This is a genomic window from Amycolatopsis sp. NPDC058278, assembly GCF_042881395.1.
Classification (GTDB): domain Bacteria; phylum Actinomycetota; class Actinomycetes; order Mycobacteriales; family Pseudonocardiaceae; genus Amycolatopsis.
This window is the reverse complement of the sequence record NZ_JBHVXZ010000063.1, coordinates 24,857-45,314: the sequence shown is the minus strand read 5'-3', so window position 1 is coordinate 45,314 and position 20,458 is coordinate 24,857. Positions and strand designations below refer to the sequence as shown.

Sequence of the window (20,458 nt, the reverse complement as noted above, 5' to 3'; positions counted from 1 at the left end):
GGGGCGGGGGGGGGGGGGCGTGGTTGTTGCGCCCCGCGGGGCCGCCCCCCCGGCGCGGGCGCCCGCGGGGGCCCGGCCCCCCCCCCCCCCCCCCCCACGACGGCGTCGAACGGTTCGTCCAGGCCCCGCAGCAGGTCCAGCACGGCCGCGGCGGACAGGAAGCTGTCCAGCCAGCCTTCGGCGGACTCCGGGCCCCAGCGTGGCGTCCGGGCGAGGATCTCGGTGCCGGGGCTCGCGGCCGCGCGGGCCCCGGCTTCGATCTCCTTGGTCATCGCCTCGGTGGTGTTGCAGTTGGTGACGACGATCCTCATCGATGCTTCCTGGACACCGCGAAGTACAACGCAGCCGACGACGCCGTGCCGATGAACCACGAGTACGGCGCGGCCGGCGCGAAGAACGGCACCAGCGCGATGACGGCGGACAACGCGGCCGTCGGGAAGAACGTCACCAGCGCCCGCGGGTTGACGCGCGGGTAGATCCCGCCGTCGACGAACAGCTGGGCGACGTCGACCTTGCCGCGCCGGATCAGGTAGTAGTCGACGATCATGATCCCGAACAGCGGGCCGAGGAACGCGCCGAGCCCGCCGAGGAAGTAGTTGACCACCGCCGGCGAGGAGTACAGCTTCCACGGCAGCACGCACAGGGCCGCGACCGCGCTGATCATCCCGCCGACGGTGAAGCTGATCCGCTTCGGCCAGATGTTGGCCAGGTCGTAGGCCGGGGAGACGAAGTTGGCGACGATGTTGACGCCCATGGTCGCCACCGCGAACGTCAGCGCGCCGACGATGAGCACCGGCGTGTTGTGCACCTTGGACAGCAGCTCGGCCGGGTCGGTGATCGCCTCGCCGAACACCTGCATGCTGCCCGCGGTGACGACCACCGACAGCAGCGCGAACGCCGTCGAGTTGATCGGCAGGCCCCAGAAGTTGCCGCGCCGCACGGTCTTCTGGTCCGGGGCGAACCGCGAGAAGTCGCAGAAGTTGAGCATGAGCGTGCCGTAGGTGGCCAGGATGAGCCCGGCCGCGCCGAACCACTGCCGGATCTGCTCGCCGGTGGACAGCTGCTTCGGGCTGCTGGTGAAGGAGATGTTCCAGTGCCCGGCGGCGAGGATCCAGACCGCGAGCGCGATCATCACGACCCAGATCGCCGGGCCGCACCAGTCCTGGAACTTGCGCACCGACTCCATGCCGCGGGTGAGGATCAGCGCCTGGACCGCCCACAGCGCGACGAAGCAGATCCAGCCGAGGGCGTGCAGGCCGAGGAAACCGTGTTCGGTCAGGGGTTTCAGGCCCGGGTCGATGGCGAGCACGAGCAGCGTGATGGCCACGCTGGCGAGGTAGGTCTGGATGCCGTACCAGAAGATCGCGATGACCGCCCGGATCAGCGCGGGCAGGTTGGCGCCGAACGTGCCGAAGCTGATCCGCGCCACGACCGGGAACGGCACGCCGGTGCGCTGGCCGATCCGGCCCATCAGGTTCATCCCGGCGTAGATGATGACGAACCCGAACAGCAGCGCGGTGAACACCTGCCACGCCGACAGCCCGAGCACGAACAGACCGGCCGCGAAGGTGTAGTTGCCGAGGTTGTGCACGTCGGACATCCACAGCGCGAAGATGTCGTAGACCTTCCACCGGCGTTCTTTCGCGGGGGCGAGGTCTTCGTTCCAGAGCCGGGGGTCCGGCGGGGTGGTCGTCTCGTGCGAAGGTTCGGTGAGCGGGGCGGCGGTCATGATGGTCCTCCGATCGACGTGCAGGGACGGCGATTTGGGATACCAAACTTTGGAATCCCAAATATCACCCCAGCGTCCGCCCGAGTCAACCCTCTCGCCGATAAACTCCTGTTACGGCCGGTTACGCCGGTGTTGAGGGAGGAGCGCGGTGAACGAGCGGCAACCCCTCGCGGCCACGCGGCAGCGGGTGCGCGACGAGCTGCGCGAACGGATCCTGACCGGCCGGCTCCGCCCGGGCGACCGGCTGGTCGAGCGCGAGCTGGCCGAGGACCTCGGCGTCTCCCGGGTGCCGGTCCGCGAAGCCATCCGCAGCCTGGAGGCGGAAGGGTTCCTGGTCGAGCAGTCGGCGCGCCGGATCGTCGTCCGGCAGCTGGCGCGGGTCGACGTCGAGGAGCTGTTCGACGTGCGCGAGGCCCTGGAAGGGCTCGCGGCCGGGCGCGCCGCGGAACGAGCGGGCGCGGCGGAGCTGAAGCGGCTCGAGCGCACGCTCGCCGACGCCGCCCGCGCGACCACCCGCGGGGACGCGGCCCGGATCACCGTGCTCAACTCGCGCTTCCACGACGAGATCGTCGCCATGGCGGGCAACGCGCTGCTCACCACGATGCTCCAGCCGCTGCAGGGCAGGCTCCGCTGGCTCACGAGCCAGAACGAGCACTGGGCCGAGCTGCTCGACGAGCACCGCCGGCTCTACGAGGCCATCGCGTCGGGCGACGCGGAGCGTGCCAAGGCGTCCGCGGTGGAGCACGTGCGAGTCAATCGGGACGTCACGCTGAGGTCGCTCTTTCCGCAGGTCACAGCTTGATGACGAAGGTCACGCTGCGTACCGGACAGCTCACGCGTTAACATGATCGCGGGGCCCTCGCTCCTTGAGCGGGAGTGGCATATCCGACAGCCCGGAACTACCCGCTCAACAGGCGCTTCCCAGCGGCTTCATGGGAAATTCACAGAATGGGTGGCAAGTCTGACAACGTGAACCACGCCGACGACGGTGCCGGATCGGCGGCACGATGACCACTGCCCAGGCCACGCTCGAGGCCCCCGCCCACGCTACGAGACCGGGCGGCAAAGCGCCCTACCTCCATCAGATCGACCTCTTCCGGTTGATCACGTTCGCCTGCGTCATCCTCATCCACGTGGTGGGCGCGACGAACTTCGCGCAGGACGTCGGCGCCAACGCCGTCGAGACGCCGCTGCACTTCACCCGGGAAGCCTTCTTCGCGCTCACCGGGTTCGTGCTGGTGTTCCAGAACCGCCGCCGCGAGTTCACCGCGGGTGACTTCTGGCGACGGCGGCTCCCGCTGGTCGCCACGCCCTACCTCGCGTGGTCGATGTTCTTCTGGGCGTACGGCCTGGTGACCGGGGAGCAGCAGCCGGGCTCGCTCGAAGCGTCGATGCGCCTGCTGCTCAAGGACCTCGTCACCGGCGGCGCCTGGTACCACCTGTACTTCCTGCTCGTGACGATGCAGGTCTACCTGCTGTTCCCGGCGCTGATGAAGCTGCTGCGGGCGACCGAGGGCAAGCACAAGTGGCTGCTGCTCGGCAGCGGGCTAGTGCAGGTCGGCGTCACGCTGTTCATGACCTACCAGCCGCTCGGCGTGAGCTACGAGACGATCACCCACCTGTACGGCACGATCCTGCCGTACCAGTTCTACACGCTGTTCGGCGCCGTGGTGGCCATGCACTTCGAGACCGTGCACGCCTGGGCGGGGCGGCACCGGCTGCTGCTCGGCGGCGCGTTCGTGGCGGTGCTGGGCGGCACCGAGTGGTTCTACTTCCACACTGTCCACAGTGGAACTTTTCCGCAGGTGGCCAGCGACCCGTTCCAGCCGTACCTGATCCCGTGGTTCCTCACCGTCATCGCCGCGATCTACGCGCTGGCGACGAGGTGGGCGGCGCGCCGCCGGGAAGGCAGCCGCGGGGCCCGGGTGGTCTCGTGGGCGGCGAACCGGTCGTTCAGCATCTTCCTGGTGCACCCGCTCGCCCTGGCGCTGCTCGGGCCGGCGATCCCGCACGTCGCGGAGCGGTTCGGCGCGCCGTGGCTGAGCGTGATCATCTACGGCGGGACCATCGTCCTGACCATCCTGATCGTGGAGGTCCTGCGGCGGCTGCCCGGGAGCCGGGCGCTCACCGGCCGGCCCCGGCTGAAGGTCGCGGCCTGACCTCACCCGCACGGGTGGCCGCGGCCGGATCCGGCGTCTCGGGCATGTCACAGCGCGCGGATCCGCAGCAGTGGGATATGCTGGCGGCCCGTGGGACTTCAGTCACGGGCAACCAAGTACGTTTTTGTCACCGGAGGCGTTGCCTCCTCTCTGGGTAAGGGACTCACGGCTTCCAGCCTGGGTCAGCTCCTTACCGCACGCGGGCTTCGCGTCACGATGCAGAAGCTCGACCCCTATCTCAACGTCGACCCCGGGACGATGAACCCGTTCCAGCACGGTGAGGTGTTCGTCACCGACGACGGCGCCGAGACCGACCTCGACATCGGCCACTACGAGCGGTTCCTCGACCGCGACCTCGACGGCAAGGCCAACGTCACCACCGGCCAGGTCTACTCCGAGGTGATCGCCAAGGAGCGCCGCGGCGAGTACCTCGGCGACACCGTGCAGGTCATTCCGCACATCACCGACGAGATCAAGGCCCGGATCACCGCGGCCGCCGAACCGGACGAGGCCGGCCAGTCGCCGGACGTCGTCATCACCGAGGTCGGCGGCACGGTCGGCGACATCGAGTCCCTGCCGTTCCTGGAGGCCTGCCGCCAGGTCCGCCACGACGTCGGCCGTGACCACTGCTTCTTCCTGCACGTCTCGCTGGTGCCGTACCTGGCGCCGTCGGGCGAGCTCAAGACGAAGCCGACCCAGCACTCGGTCGCGGCGCTGCGCAACATCGGTATCCAGCCCGACGCGCTGGTCTGCCGGGCCGACCGGGAGATCCCGGAGGACCTCAAGCGCAAGATCGGCCTGATGTGCGACGTCGACACCGAGGCCGTCATCGCCTGCCCGGACGCGCGGTCGATCTACGACATCCCGAAGGTGCTGCACCGCGAGGCGCTGGACGCCTACGTCGTCCGCCGCCTCGGGCTGCCGTTCCGCGACGTGGACTGGACGGTGTGGGGCGACCTGCTCGACCGGGTGCACAACCCGAACGAGGTCGTGCGGATCGCGGTCGTCGGCAAGTACATCGACCTGCCCGACGCCTACCTCTCGGTCACCGAGGCGCTGCGTGCGGGCGGGTTCGCCCACCGCGCGAAGGTCGAGATCGTCTGGGTCGCCTCCGACGACGCGCAGACCGCGTCCGGGGCCGCTTCCGTGCTGTCCGATGTGGACGGTGTGCTGATCCCGGGCGGGTTCGGCATCCGCGGCATCGAGGGCAAGGTCGGCGCGATCGAGTACGCCCGCACCCGCGGTGTCCCGCTGCTCGGCCTGTGCCTCGGCCTGCAGTGCATGGTCATCGAGGCGGCCCGGCACCTGGCCGGCATCACCGACGCCGGGTCGTCGGAGTTCGACGAGAACACCCAGCACCCGGTGATCTCGACCATGGCCGACCAGCGCGACGTCGTCGCGGGGGAGCGGGACATGGGCGGCACGATGCGGCTCGGCGCGTACCCGGCGAAGCTCAAGGCGGGTTCGCAGGTCGCGAAGGCCTACGGCACCACCGAGGTGTCCGAGCGCCACCGGCACCGCTACGAGGTGAACAACGCCTACCGCAAGCAGCTCTCGGACGCCGGCCTGGTCTTCTCCGGCACGTCGCCGGACGACCGCCTGGTCGAGTTCGTCGAGCTGCCCGCCGAGGTGCACCCGTTCTTCGTCGGCACGCAGGCGCACCCCGAGCTCAAGAGCCGCCCGACCCGGCCGCACCCGCTGTTCAGCGCGTTCGTCAAGGCCGTCGTGGACCGCAAGGTCGCCGAGCGGCTGCCGGTCGAGCTGCCCGAAGCCTCCGTGGCGGCCCGGTGACCGCGCCGGGCGAGCACGAGTTCAGCGTCGCGTCCAGCCGGGACGTCCACATCGGACGTGTCGTCGGCCTGCGCATCGACGACGTCGTGATGCCGGGCGGGGACACCGCGGTCCGCGAGGTGATCGAGCACCTCGGTGCGGTGGCGATCGTCGCGCTGGACGAGGAGCAGCAGGTCACGCTCATCCACCAGTACCGGCACCCGATCGGGCACCGGCTGTGGGAGCTGCCCGCGGGCCTGATCGACCACCTCGGCGAGGACCCGGTGGGCACGGCTCGCCGGGAGCTCGTCGAAGAGGTCGGCCTGGCCGCGTCGGACTGGGTGACTCTGGTCGACGTCGCGGCGTCGCCGGGCTTCACCGACGAGGTCGTGCGGGTGTTCCTGGCCCGTGGGCTGTCCGATGTGGACCGCGACGTGCTCGGCGAGGAGGAGGCGGACCTGGTCATCCGCAAGTTCCCGCTCGCCGAGGCGGTCCGGATGGCCCTGGCGGGCGAACTGCTCAACGGCGCCACCGTCTCCGGCGTGCTGGCCACCCACGCGGTGCTCACCGGCGTGGCCTCACCGCGTCCGGCCGACGCCCCGTGGGAGGACCGCCCGACGGCGTTCGCCAAGCGCAAGCAAGCCTGAGCTGCTCCGCTGCGCCCCTGACTCAGGGGCGCAGCGGGCGGCCTTCGGCGTCCATGCCGCCGTTGGCCAGCAGCACGATGCCGTCGATGATCGGCCAGATCGCGCCGAAGCCGAAGGTGATCATGCAGACGAACAGCTGCAGCAGGCCGAGGCCGACCTGGCCGGTGTAGAACCGGCCGACGCCGAAGGGCAGCACGATTTGCAGCACCCCGGCCACCGTTTTCGACCGGTACGAGTACGGCACCGGCATCGGCGGTGCGTACGGCACCGGGGCCGGTGGCGGGTACAGGTCCGGCCCGTACACCGGCAGCTGCGTGGTGGTCTGCGGGTACATCGGTGCCGGCGGTGGCCCGAAGAAGCCCGGGTGCGGCTGCGGCAGGTCGCGGAACAGCGGCCGGAGATCACCGAGGGTGGCCGCCGCGTAGGCGTCCGTCACCCGGGTCTCGTACTCGTCCGGCGTGATGCGGCCCATGCCGAAGTGGTCGGCGAGCAGCCTCGCCGCTTCCTCGCGCTCGGCCGTGCCGATGCGGAGCTCGTCGGACTCCATGAATCCACGGTAACCGCGTGCGGCTGAGAACGGGGTTTCTCCCGGGTCACGACCGCCCGGCGGCCTAAGGTGACGGCGTGGCCTCCAGCCCGCACAGCACGGCCGACGTGATCGCCGCCTACCTCGACCACCTGGTCGTCGAACGCGGGACCGCCCGCAACACCCTGGACAGCTACGCCCGCGACCTGCGCCGGTACGCCGCGCACCTGGACGGCCTGGGCGTCGCGAAGATCGCCGACATCGCGGCCGCGCACGTCACGGCCTTCGGTGCCGCCCTGCGCGAGGGCGACGACGAGCACCAGCCCCTGGCCGCTTCGTCGGCTGCCCGGGCCCTGGTCGCCGTGCGGGGCCTGCACAAGTTCGCGCACGCCGAGGGCCTCACCGAGCACAACCCGGCCCGCGAAGTCCGGCCGCCGACGCCGGCGAAGCGGCTGCCCAAGGCGCTGCCGGTCGACGACGTGCTGCGGCTGCTCGAGACCCCGCCCCCGGACGGCGAGCGCCCGCTGCGCGACCGGGCGCTGCTGGAGCTGCTCTACTCCACCGGGGCGCGGATCTCCGAGGCGGTCGGCCTGGACATCGACGACGTCGACCCCGCCGAGCGCACCGTGCTGCTCGACGGCAAGGGCGGCAAGCAGCGGCTGGTGCCGATCGGCCGTCCCGCGCTCGCCGCGCTGCACGCCTACACCGTCCGCGCCCGGCCGGCGCTCGCGGTGCACGGCCGGGGGACGGCGGCGCTGTTCCTCAACGCCCGCGGCAGCCGGCTGTCGCGGCAGAGCGCGTGGCAGGTCCTCAAGGACACCGCCGGACGGGCGGGCATCACCGCCGTCGTCTCGCCGCACACGCTCCGCCACTCCTTCGCCACGCACCTGCTCGAAGGCGGCGCCGACGTCCGCGTCGTCCAGGAACTGCTCGGCCACGCGTCGGTGACGACGACCCAGGTGTACACGCTGGTCACGGTCAACACCTTGCGCGAGGTCTACGCGACGGCGCACCCGCGAGCGTTGGGCTAGACGGCCGTAGAAACGGCCGACAGCCTTGCCAGCCTGCACCGACAGTCGAGTGACATTGCCCCCTCGGGTCCGGCGCGTTGCTTTGCCGGGGCTCCGACTCCGGACATAGGCTGCGGCGACGCTGACGAACAAGGAGCTTTCGCGCCATGTCGACACCGAACCAGCCGGCCGTACCGGCCGAGTCCGCCGGGTCGGCGGCGGCGAACCTCAGCCAGGTCACCATCGCCACGCCCGCGATCCACGAAGGCGACGAACAGCAGGAGCGCAACGGCAAGAAGGTCAAGCTCGAGGGCATCGGCCCGACCGGCCGCCCGATCCGCGAGCACCCCGATCCGGCGCCGCTGGACAAGCACGGCCCGGCCAAGATCATGGCGATGTGCAACCAGAAGGGCGGCGTCGGCAAGACGACGTCGACCATCAACCTGGGCGCCGCCCTCGCCGAGTACGGCCGCAAGGTGCTGCTCGTCGACTTCGACCCGCAGGGCGCGCTCGCCGTCGGCCTCGGCATCCAGCCGCACGAGCTGGACCAGACGGTGTACAACGCCATCATGGAGCGCTCGGTCAGCGCCACCGACGTGCTGATGAAAACCCGTGTCGACGGCGTTGACCTGCTGCCGAGCAACATCGACCTGTCCGCGGCGGAGGTCCAGCTCGTCGCGGAGGTAGGGCGCGAGCACACGTTGTTACGGGTCCTGCGTCCGGTCATGAACGACTACGACTATGTTCTTGTCGACTGCCAGCCCTCGCTCGGCTTGCTCACGGTGAACGCGCTGACCGCCGCGGACGGCGTGATCATCCCGCTGGAGTGCGAGTTCTTCAGTCTGCGAGGCGTCGCCCTCCTGATCGACACCATCGAGAAGGTCCAGGAACGCCTCAACCCCAAACTGGACATAGTCGGGATTCTCGCCACCATGTACGACCCGAGAACCCTGCATTCGAAGGAGGTCATGGCTCGCGTGGTGGAGGCATTCGGCGAGACCGTGTTCGACACGGTCATCAACCGCACCGTGCGGTTCCCCGAGACGACGGTCGCGGGTGAGCCGATCACGACCTGGGCGCCCAAGTCGGCCGGCGCGGCGGCGTACCGTCAGCTGGCCCGCGAGGTGATCGCTCGGTGAGCAGGCGCGCCTCCCTGCCCGGAGCGTCGGAACTCTTCCGCCTCACCTCCAGCCCCGCCCTCGACCTCCCGCCCCAGGCGCCGCCCGAGCCCGCCGAGCCGGCCAAGCCCGCGGGCAACGGCCGGACGGAACAGCTCGCCCGCAGCGCGGCCCCGCACGGGTCCGGCCGGACCAAGCACGACGCGAAGATCACCGTGTACGTCTCCGGCGACGAGCTCGTCGCCATGGAGCAGGCCCGGCTGACGCTGCGCGCGAAGCACGACCTGGTCGTCGACCGCGGCCGGCTGGTCCGCGAGGCCGTCGCGGTGCTGCTGGCCGACTTCGACCAGAACGGCGAGGAGTCGGTGCTGGTGCAGCGGCTGCGGGTGGTCGGCTCAGACGGCGGCGAAACCGAGGGCTGATGGACGAGCCGACACCGGCTCCGGAGGAACAGGCACCCGAAGAGCACCAGACGGTGCACGGCGGGATGATCCCCGAAGGCGTCAACACCGAAGAACTGAGCACGTCGAAGTTCAAGGTGCGGCTGGCGAACTTCGAGGGTCCGTTCGACCTGCTGCTGCAGCTGATCTCGCAGCACCGGCTCGACGTCACCGAGGTGGCGCTGCACACGGTCACCGACGACTTCATCGCCTACACGCGTGCGCTGGGCACCGACTGGAACCTCGACGAGACCACGGAGTTCCTCGTCATCGCGGCGACCCTGCTCGACCTCAAGGCCGCGCGGCTGCTGCCGTCGGCCGAGGTGGAGAACGAGGACGACCTCGCTCTGCTCGAGGCTCGTGACCTGCTCTTCGCGCGGATCCTGCAGTACCGCGCGTACAAGCAGGTGGCGGCGCTGTTCGGTGAGCTGGAGCAGGGCGCGCTGCGGCGCTACCCGCGGTCGGTGGCGCTGGAGGAGCGGTTCGTCGGGCTGCTGCCCGAGGTCATGCTGGGCGTGACGCCGGAGAAGTTCGCCGACATCGCGGTGGCGGTGTTCCGGCCGAAGCCGCCGCCGACGGTGTCCACCGCGCACATCCACATGGGCCGCATCTCGGTGCGCGAGCACGCGGCGATCCTGCGGGTGATGCTGGCCGAACGCGGTCAGGCCACGTTCGGCGAGCTGGTCGACGACTGCGAGCACACGGTGGAGATCGTGGCGCGCTTCCTGGCGCTGCTGGAGCTCTACCGCGAGGCGACGGTCCAGTTCGAGCAGAGCGAGGCACTGGCGGAGCTGCACGTCCGCTGGACGGGCGGCTCGAAGGAAGAAGCCTCCGCGGCGGCCGAGCTGGACCGCACCGCCGGAGACGAAGAGGAGTACGGGTGAACCCCGAGAACGACGAAGTGGCCGAGACGCCGGAGGCACCGGAGCCGCCCACGGGCGAGCCGGAGGAGGCCGCGGCGGAGCTGGCCCTGGACGAAGCCCTGTCCGGCGAGCCGGTGACCGAGGACGGCGACCCGGTGGAGCCGCTGACCGAGGCGGAGGTGTCTGCCGAGGTGGCTGCGGCTGAGGCGGAGGTGCCGCTCGCCGAGACCGCTGCTGGGGCGGAGGTGCCGGTCGAGGAGGCCGCGGCCGAGCCGGAGGTGCCGGTCGTCGAGACCGCCGCCGAGCCGGAGGTGCCGGTCGAGGAAACCGCCCCCGAGCCCGCCGAAGCAGCTGAACCCGCCCCGGCTGATCCCGCGTCCGGCCTGGTCGCCGCCGGGGATGCCGATGCCATGCCGGACGTCACCTCCGACGAGACTCTCGAAGCCGCTCTCGAAGCGCTGCTGCTGATCGTCGACTCGCCCGCCGGTGAAGAACTCCTGGCCGATACCCTCGGCCAGCCCAAGTCGCGGATCGTCGTCGCCCTGCGGACCATGGCGCAGAAGTTCACCGACCGGGCGTCCGGGATCGACCTGCGGCGCGTCGGCGAAGGGTGGCGGTTCTACACTAGGGACGTCTATGCCCCGTTCGTGGAGAAGCTCCTGCTGGACGGCCAGCGGTCGAAGCTGACCAGGGCCGCGCTGGAGAGCCTCGCCGTGATCGCGTACCGGCAGCCGGTGACCCGGGCCAGGGTCGCCGCGGTGCGCGGCGTGAACGTGGACGGCGTGATCCGGACGCTGCTCGCGCGCGGCCTCATCGAAGAGATGGGGACCGACCCCGAGACGACCGGCACGCTGTACGTGACGACCGAACTGTTCCTGGAGCGACTGGGGCTGTCGTCGCTGAACGACCTGCCCGCCATCGCTCCGTTGCTACCCGAAGTGGACACCATCGATGACATCCAGTGAACACCCCGACGGCGTCCGGCTGCAGAAGGTGCTCTCGCAGGCCGGCGTCGCCTCGCGGCGCGCGGCGGAGGACCTGATCGTCGCCGGCCGGGTCGAGGTGGACGGCGAGGTCGTCACCGAGCTGGGCCGCCGCGTCGACCCGGAAGCCGCGATCATCCACGTCGACGGCACCCGTGTGAACCTGCGCGACGACCTGATCTACCTCGCCCTGAACAAGCCCAAGGGCGTGCACTCGACGATGTCGGACGACCGCGGCCGCCCGTGCGTGGGCGACTACCTGCGCGGCCGCTACGAGGAGACGCCCGGCGTCGTGCACGTCGGCCGGCTCGACGAAAACACCGAGGGCCTGCTGCTGCTGACCAACGACGGCGACCTCGGACACCGGCTGATGCACCCGTCGTACCGGGTGCTCAAGACCTACCTCGCCGAGGTCGACGGCCTCGTGCCGCGCGGGCTCGGCAAGGAGCTGCGCAAGGGCTGGGAGCTGCCGGACGGCATCGTCAAGGTCGACCAGTTCCGTGTCAAGGACATGCACTCCGGCAAGTCCCTGGTGGAGCTGGTCATCCACGAGGGCAAGAAGCACATCGTGCGCCGCCTGCTCAAGGACACCGGCCACCCGGTGCTCAAGCTGGTGCGCACCGCGGTCGGCGACGTCCAGCTCGGCAACCAGCGCGTCGGCTCGATCCGGCGGCTGACGAAGGGCGAGGTCGGCGCGCTCTACCGCAACGTGGAGCTCTGACACTCGCGCTTTTCGAGCTTCGTCACCGCACCGCGGTGACGAAGCCGCCGGCGGTCGCGTCGTCGTCCGAGGGGCGGCCGTAGGCGGCGGCGAGCTCGGCGCGGGTGACCGTCGACGGCTCCCAGCCGTGGGCGGCCAGCCACTCCGGTGCCCGGCCGCCGAGCCCGCCGCGCCACAGGTCCGTGACGTGCTCGCCGCCCGCGGCCGCCTTCGCGCGGGCGATCAGGCTCCCCGGCGGGGTGCCCGGCCGGTGCTCGAACGCGATCCGGCTGCCCGGCGCGGCCAGCTCGCCGACGGTGGTCAGCAGCCGCTCGGCCTCCTCGGGGGTCAGGTACATCAGCAGGCCCTCGGCCAGCCACGCGCTCGGCACGGCCGGGTCGAACCCGGCGCCGCGCAACGCGGTGGCCCAGTCCTCGCGCAGGTCGGCAGGCACGACGACCCGGGCGCACGCCGGTTCGGCGCCCTGCCCGGCGAGCACCTCGTCCTTGAACGCCAGCACCTCCGGCAGGTCCACCTCGAACAGCCGCATGCCGTCCGGCCAGGCGAGCCGGAACGCCCGCGTGTCCAGCCCGGCCGCGAGCAGCACGACCTGGGCGCAGCCGGCGCCGAGCAATTGGTCGTCGTAGAACCGGGTGCGGATCACGACCTGCGGGTAGAACAGCGCGCCGAGCCCGGCCTGCGGCCCCTCGGGGGAGGTGTCGGGCAGCGCGGAACGGCCCGCCTCGAAGAACGCGGCCGCGTACGGGTCGTCGAACAGGCGGTCCGGGCGGCCGCTTTCGTAGGCGCGCAGAGCGGCGACACCGATGGCGGTGCGGCTCACCGCGGGCAGGGATCCGGTCACGATTCCCCAACGTACGCCCGACTTTCCGCCGTAGCAGGCCACGACCCCGGCTCGCTAGCGTGACCGGCATGCGACTCGGAGTGGTGTGCGGGGTCCTCGCGGTGCTCCTGTCCGGCGCGGTGGCTCCGGCCGCCGCGGCGCCCGCGGGGAGCGAACCGGTCTACGACTACGCGAAGGCGGTCCGCGAAACCGTCTGGGTCGACATCGGCCGCGACGGCGACGGCGACGGCCGGCCCGATCGAGTCGCCGCCGACATCATCCGGCCGGGCGAAGCGGCTGCACGCGTTCCGGTGATCATGGATGCCAGCCCGTACTACTCGTGCTGCGGGCGCGGCAACGAGAGCGAGCTGAAGTCCTACGACAGCGCCGGGAAACCGGTGAAGTTCCCGCTGTTCTACGACAACTACTTCGTGCCGCGGGGCTACGCCGTGGTGCTCGTCGACCTGGCCGGGACGAACCGGTCGGCCGGCTGCGCGGACGTCGGCGGCGCCTCGGACGTCGGTTCGGCCCGCAAGGTCGTCGACTGGCTGAACGGCCGCGCGACCGGCTACACCGCGAAGACCGGCGGCAGCGCGGTGACCGCGAGCTGGAGCACCGGGAACGTCGGGATGATCGGCAAGTCCTACGACGGCACGATCGCCAACGGCGTCGCGGCGACCGGCGTCGCCGGGCTGAAGACCATCGTTCCGATCTCGGCGATCAGCTCCTGGTACGACTACTACCGCTCCGACGGCGCCACCTTCGGCTTCAACCCGGCCGGCCTGGCGCAGACGGTCGAGGCCCGCAACAGCGGGCAGAACTGCTCGGCACAGAACCAGGTCCTGACGCAGGGCGCCACCGCGAACGGCGACTACGGGCCGCTCTGGGCGGACCGGGACTACGTCACGAGGGCGAATAACGTGCGCGCCAGCGTCCTGCTGTCGCACGGGGTCAACGACCTCAACGTCAAGACCATCCACTTCGGACAGTGGTGGGCCGGGCTGAACGTCGAGAAGAAGATCTGGCTGTCGCAGACCGGGCACGTCGACCCGTTCGACTACCGGCGCGCGGACTGGGTCGACCTGCTGCACCGGTGGTTCGACCACTACCTGCTCGGGATCGACAACGGCGTCCAGAACGGGCCGCAGGCCAGCGTCGAGCGGCAGCCCGACCAGTGGGCCGACCAGAGCGCGTACCCGGCGGCCGGTGCGGTGGCGACGACCCTGCGACCGGGTGCCTCCGGCAGGCTGGGCACCTCGCCGGTAACCGGCACGGCGTCGTTCACCGACAACCCGGGCGTCGGCGAGGACACCTGGGTGACCGATCCGGGCAGCGTCGCGCTGACCTACTCGACCGGGGCTCTCCAGTCCGACCTGCAGGTCTCGGGGACCTCGTCGATCACCGTGACGGCGACGCCGAGCACGTCGTCGGCGCGGCTGTCGGCCCTGCTCGTGGACCTCGGCCCGGCGACGATCCGCAACTTCGCGGGCAGCGGCGAGGGGATCAAGACGGGGACGTCGGAGACCTGCTGGGGCTCGTCGGCGTCCGGGGACGACGCTTGTTACCGCCTGGCGACGGCGGACGTGAAGAAGGTGGGCTACACGATCCTCAGCCGCGGCTGGGCGGACCTGGCGAACTACGCGTCCCTGTCCCAGGAACGGCCGTTGACGCCGGGAACGGCGTACACGATGACGTTCCGGCTGGCGTCGACGGACCACGTCGTGCCCCGCGGCCACGCACTGGCGCTGATCATCGGCGGCACGGACGGCAGCTTCATCCGCGGGCCCGCCCAGCCGGGCCGGGTGACGCTGGACCTGGCGCGGACGTCGCTGTCGGTGCCGCTGCTGGGCATCCCACCCGCCGCGACGACCCACCCGGCCGTCGCTCCTGACACGGGCGCGTTCGTGCCGTCGGCGGGCCGGGCGGGCCTGCGCTAGTTCGCCTCGACGGGGGCGGTCTTCGGGGCCGTTTTCCGTTGCAGGGCGCGGGCGATCGGCTCGACGACCCGGGCCGCCGTCGGGCCGAGGATCGCCATCAGCAGGACGTAGGCCGTGGCCAAGGCCGCCAGTTCCCCGGTGACCGCGCCCGCGGCCACCGCCAGGCCGGCGATGACGATCGAGAACTCGCCCCGCGCCACCAAAGCCGCGCCGGCGCGGGCCCGGCCCATCTTCCCGATGCCCTGGCGGCGCGCGGCCCACCAGCCCGTGCCGACCTTCGTCAGCGTCGTCACGACCGCCAGCACGATCGCCCAGCCGAGCACCGGCGGGATCGACGCCGGGTTCGTGTTGAGCCCGAAGACCACGAAGAACACCGCGGCGAACAGGTCACGCAGGGGCTCCAGCATGCGCGTCGCGTTCTCCGCCGTCGAGCCGGAGATCGCGATGCCGAGCAGGAACGCCCCGACCGCCGCCGACACCTGCATCGCCGACGCCAGCCCGGCCACCAGCAGCGCCGCGCCGAGGACCTTGAGCAGGAACACCTCGCGGTCCGGGCTGTCGACGGCCGCCGAGACGTACCGGCCGAACTTGAGCGCGACCACCAGCACCACGGTGATCACCAGCAGCGAGATCCCGACCGCCTCCAGGCCGCCGAGCAGGGAGACGCCACCCAGCACCGCGGTGAGGATCGGCAGGTAGAGCGCCATCGCCAGGTCCTCGAACACGAGGATCGAAAGCACCACCGGCGTCTCGCGGTTGCCGAGCCTGCCGAGGTCGCCGAGCACCTTGGCGACGATCCCGGACGACGAGATGTACGTGACGCCCGCCATCACCATCGCGCCGACCGGGCCCCAGCCCAGCAGCAGCGCGACGGCCGCGCCGGGAGCCGCGTTGAGGACGATGTCGAGCAGGCCCGCCGTCCACGAGCGGCGCAGCCCGGTGAACAGCTCGGCCGCGGAGTACTCGAGGCCGAGCAGCAGGAGCAGCAGCACGACGCCGATTTCGCCGGCCAGGTGCGTGAAGCCGCCGATGTCGGTCAGCGGGATCAGCCCGCCTTGGCCGAAGCAGAGGCCGCCGAGCAGGTAGAGCGGGATGGGGGAGAGGCCGATCTTGCCGGCCAGGCGCCCGAGCACGCCCAGCACGAAGAAGACCGCCCCCAATTCGATCAGGGACAGCGCGGTGTGGTCCATCGGCCGCTCAGCCGTACTTGAGGATCTTGACGGCGGCTTCGAGTCCCTCGCTCGTGCCGACCGCGACCAGCAGGTCACCCCCGGTGAACGTGAAGTCCGGGGCCGGCGACGGGTGCACCTGCCCCGCCCGCGCCACCGCGACCACCGAGACGCCGGTTCGGGTGCGCATCGCGGTGTCGCCGAGCGTCCGGCCGTCGAACGGGCCGGACGGCTTGATCGGCAGCTGCCGGGTGCTGATCCCCGGCAGGTCCCGGTGCTCCTCCGTCAGCTGCGCGACCAGCTGCGGCGCGCCGAGCAGGTTGGCCAGCGCGCCGGCCTCGTCCGCGGTGAGCGGGATCGAGGCGGCGCAGGCATCGGGATCGTCCGATTTGGACACGATCAGCTCGATGTGACCGTCCCGCTGGGTGACGACGCCGATGCGGCGGCCGGTACGGGTGGCGAAGTCCTTGCGGACCCCGATGCCGGGCAGGGGAGTTACTTCGACGTTCACCCAACCACCGTAACCCAGGTGTCCGATTCGCGGGGATTTCAGCCGAGCAGCAGGAGCAGGCCCGCGACGGCCATCACGGCGGCGGTCAGGCCGTGGACCCCGAAGGCGATGGCCTTCTTCCCCCGGTGGCGCAGGATGATCAGCATGTCGAAGACGGGCCAGACGGCCGCGGTGAGGATGACCCAGCCCAGCGCGTGCGGGTCGCCGTAGATCATCAGGGCCAGCGGGACGAGACCGGCCCCGACGTCGCGGCCGCCCTTGACGTTCAAGAAGGTGTCGGCGTTCTCGGGAACCTCGTTGAAGCCGAAGCCCGCGGCGATCTTCTTCGGTGCGAAGAGGTAGTTGAGGCCGACGTAGATGATCCCGAGCGAGACGATCGCGACGAGGACGTAGCCGGTGACGAGCATGGTGTTTCCCTCCAGTTTTCTAGCATTGCTAGGATTGCTAGCAACGCTAACCTAGCGGCGCTAGTTTGTCTAGCAGTGCTAGCATGTGACGTATGACCCAACGGCAACGGCGTGTGCGCGACCGGACCGAGCGAGGGCAGCGGATCGTCGCCGCGGCCAGGGAGCTCGCCGAGGCGGAGGGCTGGGACGCGGTCACCACCCGGCGGCTCGCGGGCCTGATCGAGTACAGCCAGCCGGTGCTCTACAGCCACTTCCCGGGCGGCAAGGACGCGATCATGGCGGCGGCCGCCCTGGAGGGCTTCACCGAGCTGGCCGCGACACTGGTGGCGGCCGGTCCCGGCGGCCTGGCCGGGGTGGTGGAGGCGTATGTGGCCTTCGCCGAGGCGAAACCGGGCCTGTACGACGCGATGTTCACGCTCGCCTCGGAGCTGCGCTTCGCCGAGGACGACACCCCGGAGGTGATGAAGGCGTGCTTCGCGGAGCTCCTCGCGGTCGTCGAGCCGGCGGCGAGGGGACAGGACGCGGGCGCGCTGACCGAGGTGTTCTGGAGCACGTTGCACGGCCTGGTGACCCTGGATCGCGGCCACCGGCTGTCCCCGGCCCACCGTGACGAGCGCCTCGCGCTGGTGGTGGCGCGCTTCGGCGCCCGGGGCGACTGATCTCCTCCACACCCCGACCGGCAGAATGGGGACGAAGCCGAACGGGACGAGTAACGCGAGGAGAGTGCCGGTGACGGGAGCCCTACGTGGTGTGGTCGCGCTGGACGGCCCGTCGGGGACCGGGAAGACCACCGTCGCCCGCAAGCTCGCCCAGCGCCTCGGGGCCGGCTACCTCGACACCGGGGCGATGTACCGGATGGTCACCCTCGCCGTGCTGCGCGCCGGGGTCGACCCGGCCGACGCGAAGGCCGTCGCCGCCCTGGCCGACCGGGCCGAGTTCAGCATCGGCACCAGCCCCGAGCGGCCCGAGATCCGCCTGGCCGGCGAGGACGTCGCCGCCGACATCCGCGGGCCGGAGGTCACCAAGGCCGTCTCGCCCGTGTCCGCCGTCCCGCACGTGCGCGAGCTGCTGGTCGCGCGGCAGCGGCAGATCATCGACGACGTCGTGGCGCACCGCGGCGGGATCGTCGTCGAGGGCCGGGACATCGGCACCGTCGTCGCGCCGGACTCGCCGCTCAAGGTCTTCCTGACCGCCTCGGCCGACGTCCGCGCGTCGCGCCGCAGCACCCAGGACACCGCGGCCGGGCGTCAGTCGTCGGTCGCCGACGCCCTGGCGAGCGTCGAGCGCCGCGACCGCCTCGACTCGACCCGTGCCGCCTCGCCGCTGCGCGCGGCCGACGACGCCGTGCCCGTCGACACTTCGGAACTGTCGATCGACCAGGTGATCGTCGCTCTCAGCGAGCTCGCCAGCCACCGCGGCCTGCTGGCGGGGTGCAACGCCGAGGTAGCGCGATGACCGCTGACGGATTGCCGGAAGGCTCCGTCGGCAGGCTCCACGACGCCGGGCGGGTCTTCGCCCGGTACTATCTGCGCTCGGCCTTCCGCATCCGGGTGCACGGCCGCGAGCGCGTCCCCGCCACCGGGTCGCTGCTCGTGATCGCCAACCACAGCTCCATGATCGAGCCGCAGCTGATCTTCGGAATGCTTCCGCGGCGTTCGGCGTTCCTGGTCAAGGCCGAGATGTTCGGCGGGGTCGTCGGCAAGTTCATGCTGGCGATCGGGCAGATCCCGCTCAAGCGCGGCGAGATCGACCGCAAGCCGCTGCTGACCGCGGTCGGCGTCCTGAAAGACGGCGGTGTCGTCGGGATCTTCCCCGAGGGCACCCGCGGTAGCGGGGACGTCGGCGCGGCCGAACGCGGCGCGGCCTGGCTGGTCCGGGCCTCCGGCGCGACCGTGCTCCCGGTCGCGACACGGGGGACGCTCAAGCCTGCCGATGGCAAACGACGGTTCCGGCCGCGGGTGGACATCCTCGTAGGCGAGCCGTTCTCGCCGAAGGTCGGCCCCGGGAAGACCGGGCTCGACCAGGGCACCGAAGAGCTGCGCGGTGAGCTCGCGGCGCTCGTCAAGACTTTGGACGACTGGCGTGCCGAACACGGATTCGGTGCGGTATAAGGGAAATTGGGTAGTGATGGAAGAGTTGGACAGCGTCGGCGAAGTCGACGGCACCTGGTCGGAAGAGACCGAGTTCGCCGCGCTCGACGCGCAGATCGAGGCGGCGGAAGCGGCCGAGGAGGCCGCGCTCGCACAGCCGGTGCTCGCCGTCGTCGGCCGGCCCAACGTGGGCAAGTCGACGCTGGTCAACCGCATCCTCGGCCGGCGCGAAGCCGTCGTGCAGGACGTGCCGGGCGTGACCCGCGACCGCGTCGCCTACGACGCCTACTGGGGTGGCCGCAAGTTCACCCTGGTCGACACGGGCGGCTGGGAGCCGGACGCGACCGGGCTGCAGGCCTCCGTCGCCGCCCAGGCCGAGCTGGCCATGCAGACCGCGGACGCGGTGCTGCTGGTCATCGACGCCTCGGTCGGGGCCACGGCCACCGACGAAGCCGTCTCCAAGGTGCTCCGCCGCTCGAAGAAGCCGGTCCTGCTGGCTGCGAACAAGGTCGACGACGACCGGCTGCTCGCGGACACCGCGTCGCTGTGGTCGCTCGGCCTCGGCGAGCCGCACCCGGTCAGCGCGCTGCACGGCCGCAGCTCCGGCGACCTGCTCGACGCCATCCTCAAGGCCCTGCCGGAGTCGCCCCGCGAGGGCGGCGCCGTGACGTCGGGGCCTCGGCGCGTCGCGCTGGTCGGCAAGCCGAACGTGGGCAAGTCGAGCCTGCTCAACAAGCTTTCCGGCGAGGAGCGCTCGGTCGTCGACTCGGTGGCCGGCACCACGGTCGACCCGGTCGACTCGCTGGTCGAGCTGGACGGCGAGACCTGGCGGTTCGTCGACACGGCGGGCCTGCGCAAGCGGGTCAACTTCGCCGCGGGCGCCGAGTACTACGCGTCGCTGCGCACCAAGACCGCGATCGACGCGGCCGAGGTCGCGATCGTGCTGCTGGACGCGGCCGAGCCGCTGTCCGAGCAGGACCTGCGGGTGCTGACCATGGTCGTCGAGGCCGGCCGCGCCTGCGTGCTGGCGTTCAACAAGTGGGACCTGGTCGATGAGGACCGCCGCCACGCGATGGTCCGTGAGCTGGACCGCGGGCTGGTCCGCGTCCCGTGGGCGGAGAAGGTCAACATCTCGGCGCTGACCGGCCGTTCCGTGCGCAAGCTCGCGCCGGCCCTGCGGACCGCGCTGAAGTCGTGGGACCAGCGGGTGCCCACCGGCCAGCTCAACGCGTGGCTGTCCGACCTGATCGCGGCCACCCCGCCGCCGGTCCGCTCCGGGAAGCAGCCGAAGGTGCTGTTCGCGACCCAGGCCGGCATCCGCCCGCCGACGCTGGTGCTGTTCACCACCGGCTTCCTCGAGGCGGGCTACCGCCGGTTCATCGAGCGCAAGTTCCGCGAGCAGTTCGGCTTCACCGGCACCCCCGTCCGGGTGAACGTCCGGGTCCGCGAAAAGAAGGCCCGGCCGGTCGGCGGAAAAGCGGCCCGGTCCACCAAATCCCGGTGAGCCATTTGCCGGAACTCGCGTGATCAGGGACGTAACTCGCGTGATTGGGGCCGG

Annotated in this window: 21 protein-coding genes and 1 pseudogene; 15 read left to right on the top strand and 7 right to left on the bottom strand. The window is 71.1% G+C overall.

What is annotated here, in order from left to right; genetic code table 11:
• Positions 1-82: 82 nt before the first annotated feature.
• Together ACFVYA_RS29120 and ACFVYA_RS29115 are read right to left on the bottom strand one after the other, a co-directional pair.
• Positions 83-311 (bottom strand): annotated as a pseudogene (locus ACFVYA_RS29120) (aspartate/glutamate racemase family protein); the annotation flags it as partial.
• Positions 308-1,729: an NCS1 family nucleobase:cation symporter-1 gene (locus tag ACFVYA_RS29115; protein ID WP_387049466.1), complete on the bottom strand. Its 1,422-nt coding sequence runs from the start codon at positions 1,727-1,729 to the stop codon at positions 308-310. The gene ACFVYA_RS29115 and the pseudogene ACFVYA_RS29120, both read right to left, overlap by 4 nt.
• 148 nt (positions 1,730-1,877) lie before the next feature.
• Between ACFVYA_RS29115 and ACFVYA_RS29110 the strand changes: the two genes are divergently transcribed.
• The 4 genes from ACFVYA_RS29110 to ACFVYA_RS29095 all read left to right on the top strand — a co-directional run bounded on the left by ACFVYA_RS29110 (position 1,878) and on the right by ACFVYA_RS29095 (position 6,305).
• The gene (locus ACFVYA_RS29110; protein ID WP_387049465.1) at positions 1,878-2,531 is read left to right on the top strand and encodes a GntR family transcriptional regulator; all 654 of its coding nucleotides are present in this window, start codon (positions 1,878-1,880) and stop codon (positions 2,529-2,531) included.
• A 205-nt stretch (positions 2,532-2,736) separates the two neighbouring features.
• Positions 2,737-3,888: an acyltransferase gene (locus tag ACFVYA_RS29105; protein ID WP_387049463.1), complete on the top strand. Its 1,152-nt coding sequence runs from the start codon at positions 2,737-2,739 to the stop codon at positions 3,886-3,888.
• 90 nt (positions 3,889-3,978) lie between these two features.
• A complete protein-coding gene (locus tag ACFVYA_RS29100) occupies positions 3,979-5,679 on the top strand; it encodes a CTP synthase (RefSeq protein ID WP_387049462.1) in 1,701 nt (566 codons plus the stop codon).
• A complete protein-coding gene (locus tag ACFVYA_RS29095; RefSeq protein ID WP_285993269.1) occupies positions 5,676-6,305 on the top strand; it encodes an NUDIX domain-containing protein in 630 nt (209 codons plus the stop codon). Before ACFVYA_RS29100 ends, ACFVYA_RS29095 begins: the two co-directional genes overlap by 4 nt.
• A gap of 22 nt (positions 6,306-6,327) precedes the next feature.
• On the opposite strand, the gene ACFVYA_RS29090 is transcribed toward ACFVYA_RS29095, so the two are convergent.
• On the bottom strand, positions 6,328-6,852 hold the full coding sequence (locus ACFVYA_RS29090) for a DUF1707 domain-containing protein (RefSeq protein WP_285993268.1): 525 nt from the start codon (positions 6,850-6,852) through the stop codon (positions 6,328-6,330).
• A 107-nt stretch (positions 6,853-6,959) separates the two neighbouring features.
• Here ACFVYA_RS29090 and xerD point away from each other — a divergent pair, with 107 nt between their 5' ends.
• The 6 genes from xerD to ACFVYA_RS29060 all read left to right on the top strand — a co-directional run bounded on the left by xerD (position 6,960) and on the right by ACFVYA_RS29060 (position 11,966).
• Entirely contained in the window at positions 6,960-7,862 is a 903-nt protein-coding gene (gene xerD, locus ACFVYA_RS29085; protein ID WP_387049482.1) for a site-specific tyrosine recombinase XerD, read from the top strand.
• Positions 7,863-8,008: 146 nt separating this feature from the next.
• Positions 8,009-8,980 carry a ParA family protein gene (locus tag ACFVYA_RS29080; protein ID WP_285993267.1) on the top strand — a complete coding sequence of 324 codons (972 nt, stop codon included), beginning with the start codon at positions 8,009-8,011 and terminating at the stop codon, positions 8,978-8,980.
• The gene (locus tag ACFVYA_RS29075; protein WP_387049459.1) at positions 8,977-9,381 is read left to right on the top strand and encodes a cobyrinic acid a,c-diamide synthase; all 405 of its coding nucleotides are present in this window, start codon (positions 8,977-8,979) and stop codon (positions 9,379-9,381) included. Before ACFVYA_RS29080 ends, ACFVYA_RS29075 begins: the two co-directional genes overlap by 4 nt.
• Entirely contained in the window at positions 9,381-10,283 is a 903-nt protein-coding gene (locus ACFVYA_RS29070) for a segregation and condensation protein A (protein ID WP_387049457.1), read from the top strand. Before ACFVYA_RS29075 ends, ACFVYA_RS29070 begins: the two co-directional genes overlap by 1 nt.
• Entirely contained in the window at positions 10,280-11,227 is a 948-nt protein-coding gene (gene scpB, locus ACFVYA_RS29065) for an SMC-Scp complex subunit ScpB (protein WP_387049456.1), read from the top strand. The genes ACFVYA_RS29070 and scpB overlap by 4 nt, the downstream gene beginning before the upstream one ends.
• Positions 11,214-11,966: a pseudouridine synthase gene (locus ACFVYA_RS29060; protein WP_285993264.1), complete on the top strand. Its 753-nt coding sequence runs from the start codon at positions 11,214-11,216 to the stop codon at positions 11,964-11,966. Before scpB ends, ACFVYA_RS29060 begins: the two co-directional genes overlap by 14 nt.
• A gap of 22 nt (positions 11,967-11,988) precedes the next feature.
• Here the strand turns inward: ACFVYA_RS29060 and ACFVYA_RS29055 are convergent, their stop codons facing one another.
• A complete protein-coding gene (locus ACFVYA_RS29055; protein ID WP_387049453.1) occupies positions 11,989-12,807 on the bottom strand; it encodes a class I SAM-dependent methyltransferase in 819 nt (272 codons plus the stop codon).
• 68 nt (positions 12,808-12,875) lie between these two features.
• Here ACFVYA_RS29055 and ACFVYA_RS29050 point away from each other — a divergent pair, with 68 nt between their 5' ends.
• Positions 12,876-14,723 (top strand): Xaa-Pro dipeptidyl-peptidase, encoded by a 1,848-nt coding sequence (locus tag ACFVYA_RS29050; RefSeq protein WP_387049452.1) that lies wholly within the window; start codon positions 12,876-12,878, stop codon positions 14,721-14,723.
• Here ACFVYA_RS29050 and ACFVYA_RS29045 read toward each other — a convergent pair.
• From ACFVYA_RS29045 to ACFVYA_RS29035, 3 genes are read right to left on the bottom strand one after another with little or no spacing between them, the layout of a single operon-like run.
• A complete protein-coding gene (locus ACFVYA_RS29045) occupies positions 14,720-15,913 on the bottom strand; it encodes a cation:proton antiporter (protein ID WP_387049450.1) in 1,194 nt (397 codons plus the stop codon). The two genes, ACFVYA_RS29050 and ACFVYA_RS29045, sit on opposite strands and share 4 nt — an antisense overlap.
• Positions 15,914-15,920: 7 nt before the next feature.
• Entirely contained in the window at positions 15,921-16,403 is a 483-nt protein-coding gene (locus ACFVYA_RS29040) for a cation:proton antiporter regulatory subunit (protein ID WP_387049449.1), read from the bottom strand.
• 38 nt (positions 16,404-16,441) lie between these two features.
• Positions 16,442-16,810, bottom strand: a complete 369-nt coding sequence (locus ACFVYA_RS29035) for a DUF4267 domain-containing protein (protein WP_285993260.1) — start codon at positions 16,808-16,810, stop codon at positions 16,442-16,444.
• A 113-nt stretch (positions 16,811-16,923) separates the two neighbouring features.
• Here ACFVYA_RS29035 and ACFVYA_RS29030 point away from each other — a divergent pair, with 113 nt between their 5' ends.
• From ACFVYA_RS29030 to der, 4 genes are all read left to right on the top strand, one after another.
• Positions 16,924-17,469 carry a TetR/AcrR family transcriptional regulator gene (locus ACFVYA_RS29030; RefSeq protein WP_285993884.1) on the top strand — a complete coding sequence of 182 codons (546 nt, stop codon included), beginning with the start codon at positions 16,924-16,926 and terminating at the stop codon, positions 17,467-17,469.
• A 91-nt stretch (positions 17,470-17,560) separates the two neighbouring features.
• A complete protein-coding gene (gene cmk, locus ACFVYA_RS29025; RefSeq protein ID WP_285993883.1) occupies positions 17,561-18,265 on the top strand; it encodes a (d)CMP kinase in 705 nt (234 codons plus the stop codon).
• Positions 18,262-18,921, top strand: a complete 660-nt coding sequence (locus tag ACFVYA_RS29020) for a lysophospholipid acyltransferase family protein (protein ID WP_387049448.1) — start codon at positions 18,262-18,264, stop codon at positions 18,919-18,921. Before cmk ends, ACFVYA_RS29020 begins: the two co-directional genes overlap by 4 nt.
• A gap of 16 nt (positions 18,922-18,937) precedes the next feature.
• On the top strand, positions 18,938-20,404 hold the full coding sequence (der, locus tag ACFVYA_RS29015; RefSeq protein ID WP_387049446.1) for a ribosome biogenesis GTPase Der: 1,467 nt from the start codon (positions 18,938-18,940) through the stop codon (positions 20,402-20,404).
• Positions 20,405-20,458 lie beyond the last annotated feature (54 nt).

Excerpts from the sequence above, each read along its gene's own strand:
- ACFVYA_RS29115 (WP_387049466.1), bottom strand. The coding sequence starts at position 1,729 with ATGACCGCCGCCCCGCTCACCGAACCTTCGCACGAGACGACCACCCCG.
- ACFVYA_RS29105 (WP_387049463.1), top strand. The coding sequence starts at position 2,737 with ATGACCACTGCCCAGGCCACGCTCGAGGCCCCCGCCCACGCTACGAGA.
- ACFVYA_RS29090 (WP_285993268.1), bottom strand. The coding sequence starts at position 6,852 with ATGGAGTCCGACGAGCTCCGCATCGGCACGGCCGAGCGCGAGGAAGCG.
- ACFVYA_RS29080 (WP_285993267.1), top strand. The coding sequence starts at position 8,009 with ATGTCGACACCGAACCAGCCGGCCGTACCGGCCGAGTCCGCCGGGTCG.
- ACFVYA_RS29070 (WP_387049457.1), top strand. The coding sequence starts at position 9,381 with ATGGACGAGCCGACACCGGCTCCGGAGGAACAGGCACCCGAAGAGCAC.
- ACFVYA_RS29060 (WP_285993264.1), top strand. The coding sequence starts at position 11,214 with ATGACATCCAGTGAACACCCCGACGGCGTCCGGCTGCAGAAGGTGCTC.
- ACFVYA_RS29050 (WP_387049452.1), top strand. The coding sequence starts at position 12,876 with ATGCGACTCGGAGTGGTGTGCGGGGTCCTCGCGGTGCTCCTGTCCGGC.
- ACFVYA_RS29045 (WP_387049450.1), bottom strand. The coding sequence starts at position 15,913 with ATGGACCACACCGCGCTGTCCCTGATCGAATTGGGGGCGGTCTTCTTC.
- ACFVYA_RS29035 (WP_285993260.1), bottom strand. The coding sequence starts at position 16,810 with ATGCTCGTCACCGGCTACGTCCTCGTCGCGATCGTCTCGCTCGGGATC.
- ACFVYA_RS29020 (WP_387049448.1), top strand. The coding sequence starts at position 18,262 with ATGACCGCTGACGGATTGCCGGAAGGCTCCGTCGGCAGGCTCCACGAC.
- der (WP_387049446.1), top strand. The coding sequence starts at position 18,938 with ATGGAAGAGTTGGACAGCGTCGGCGAAGTCGACGGCACCTGGTCGGAA.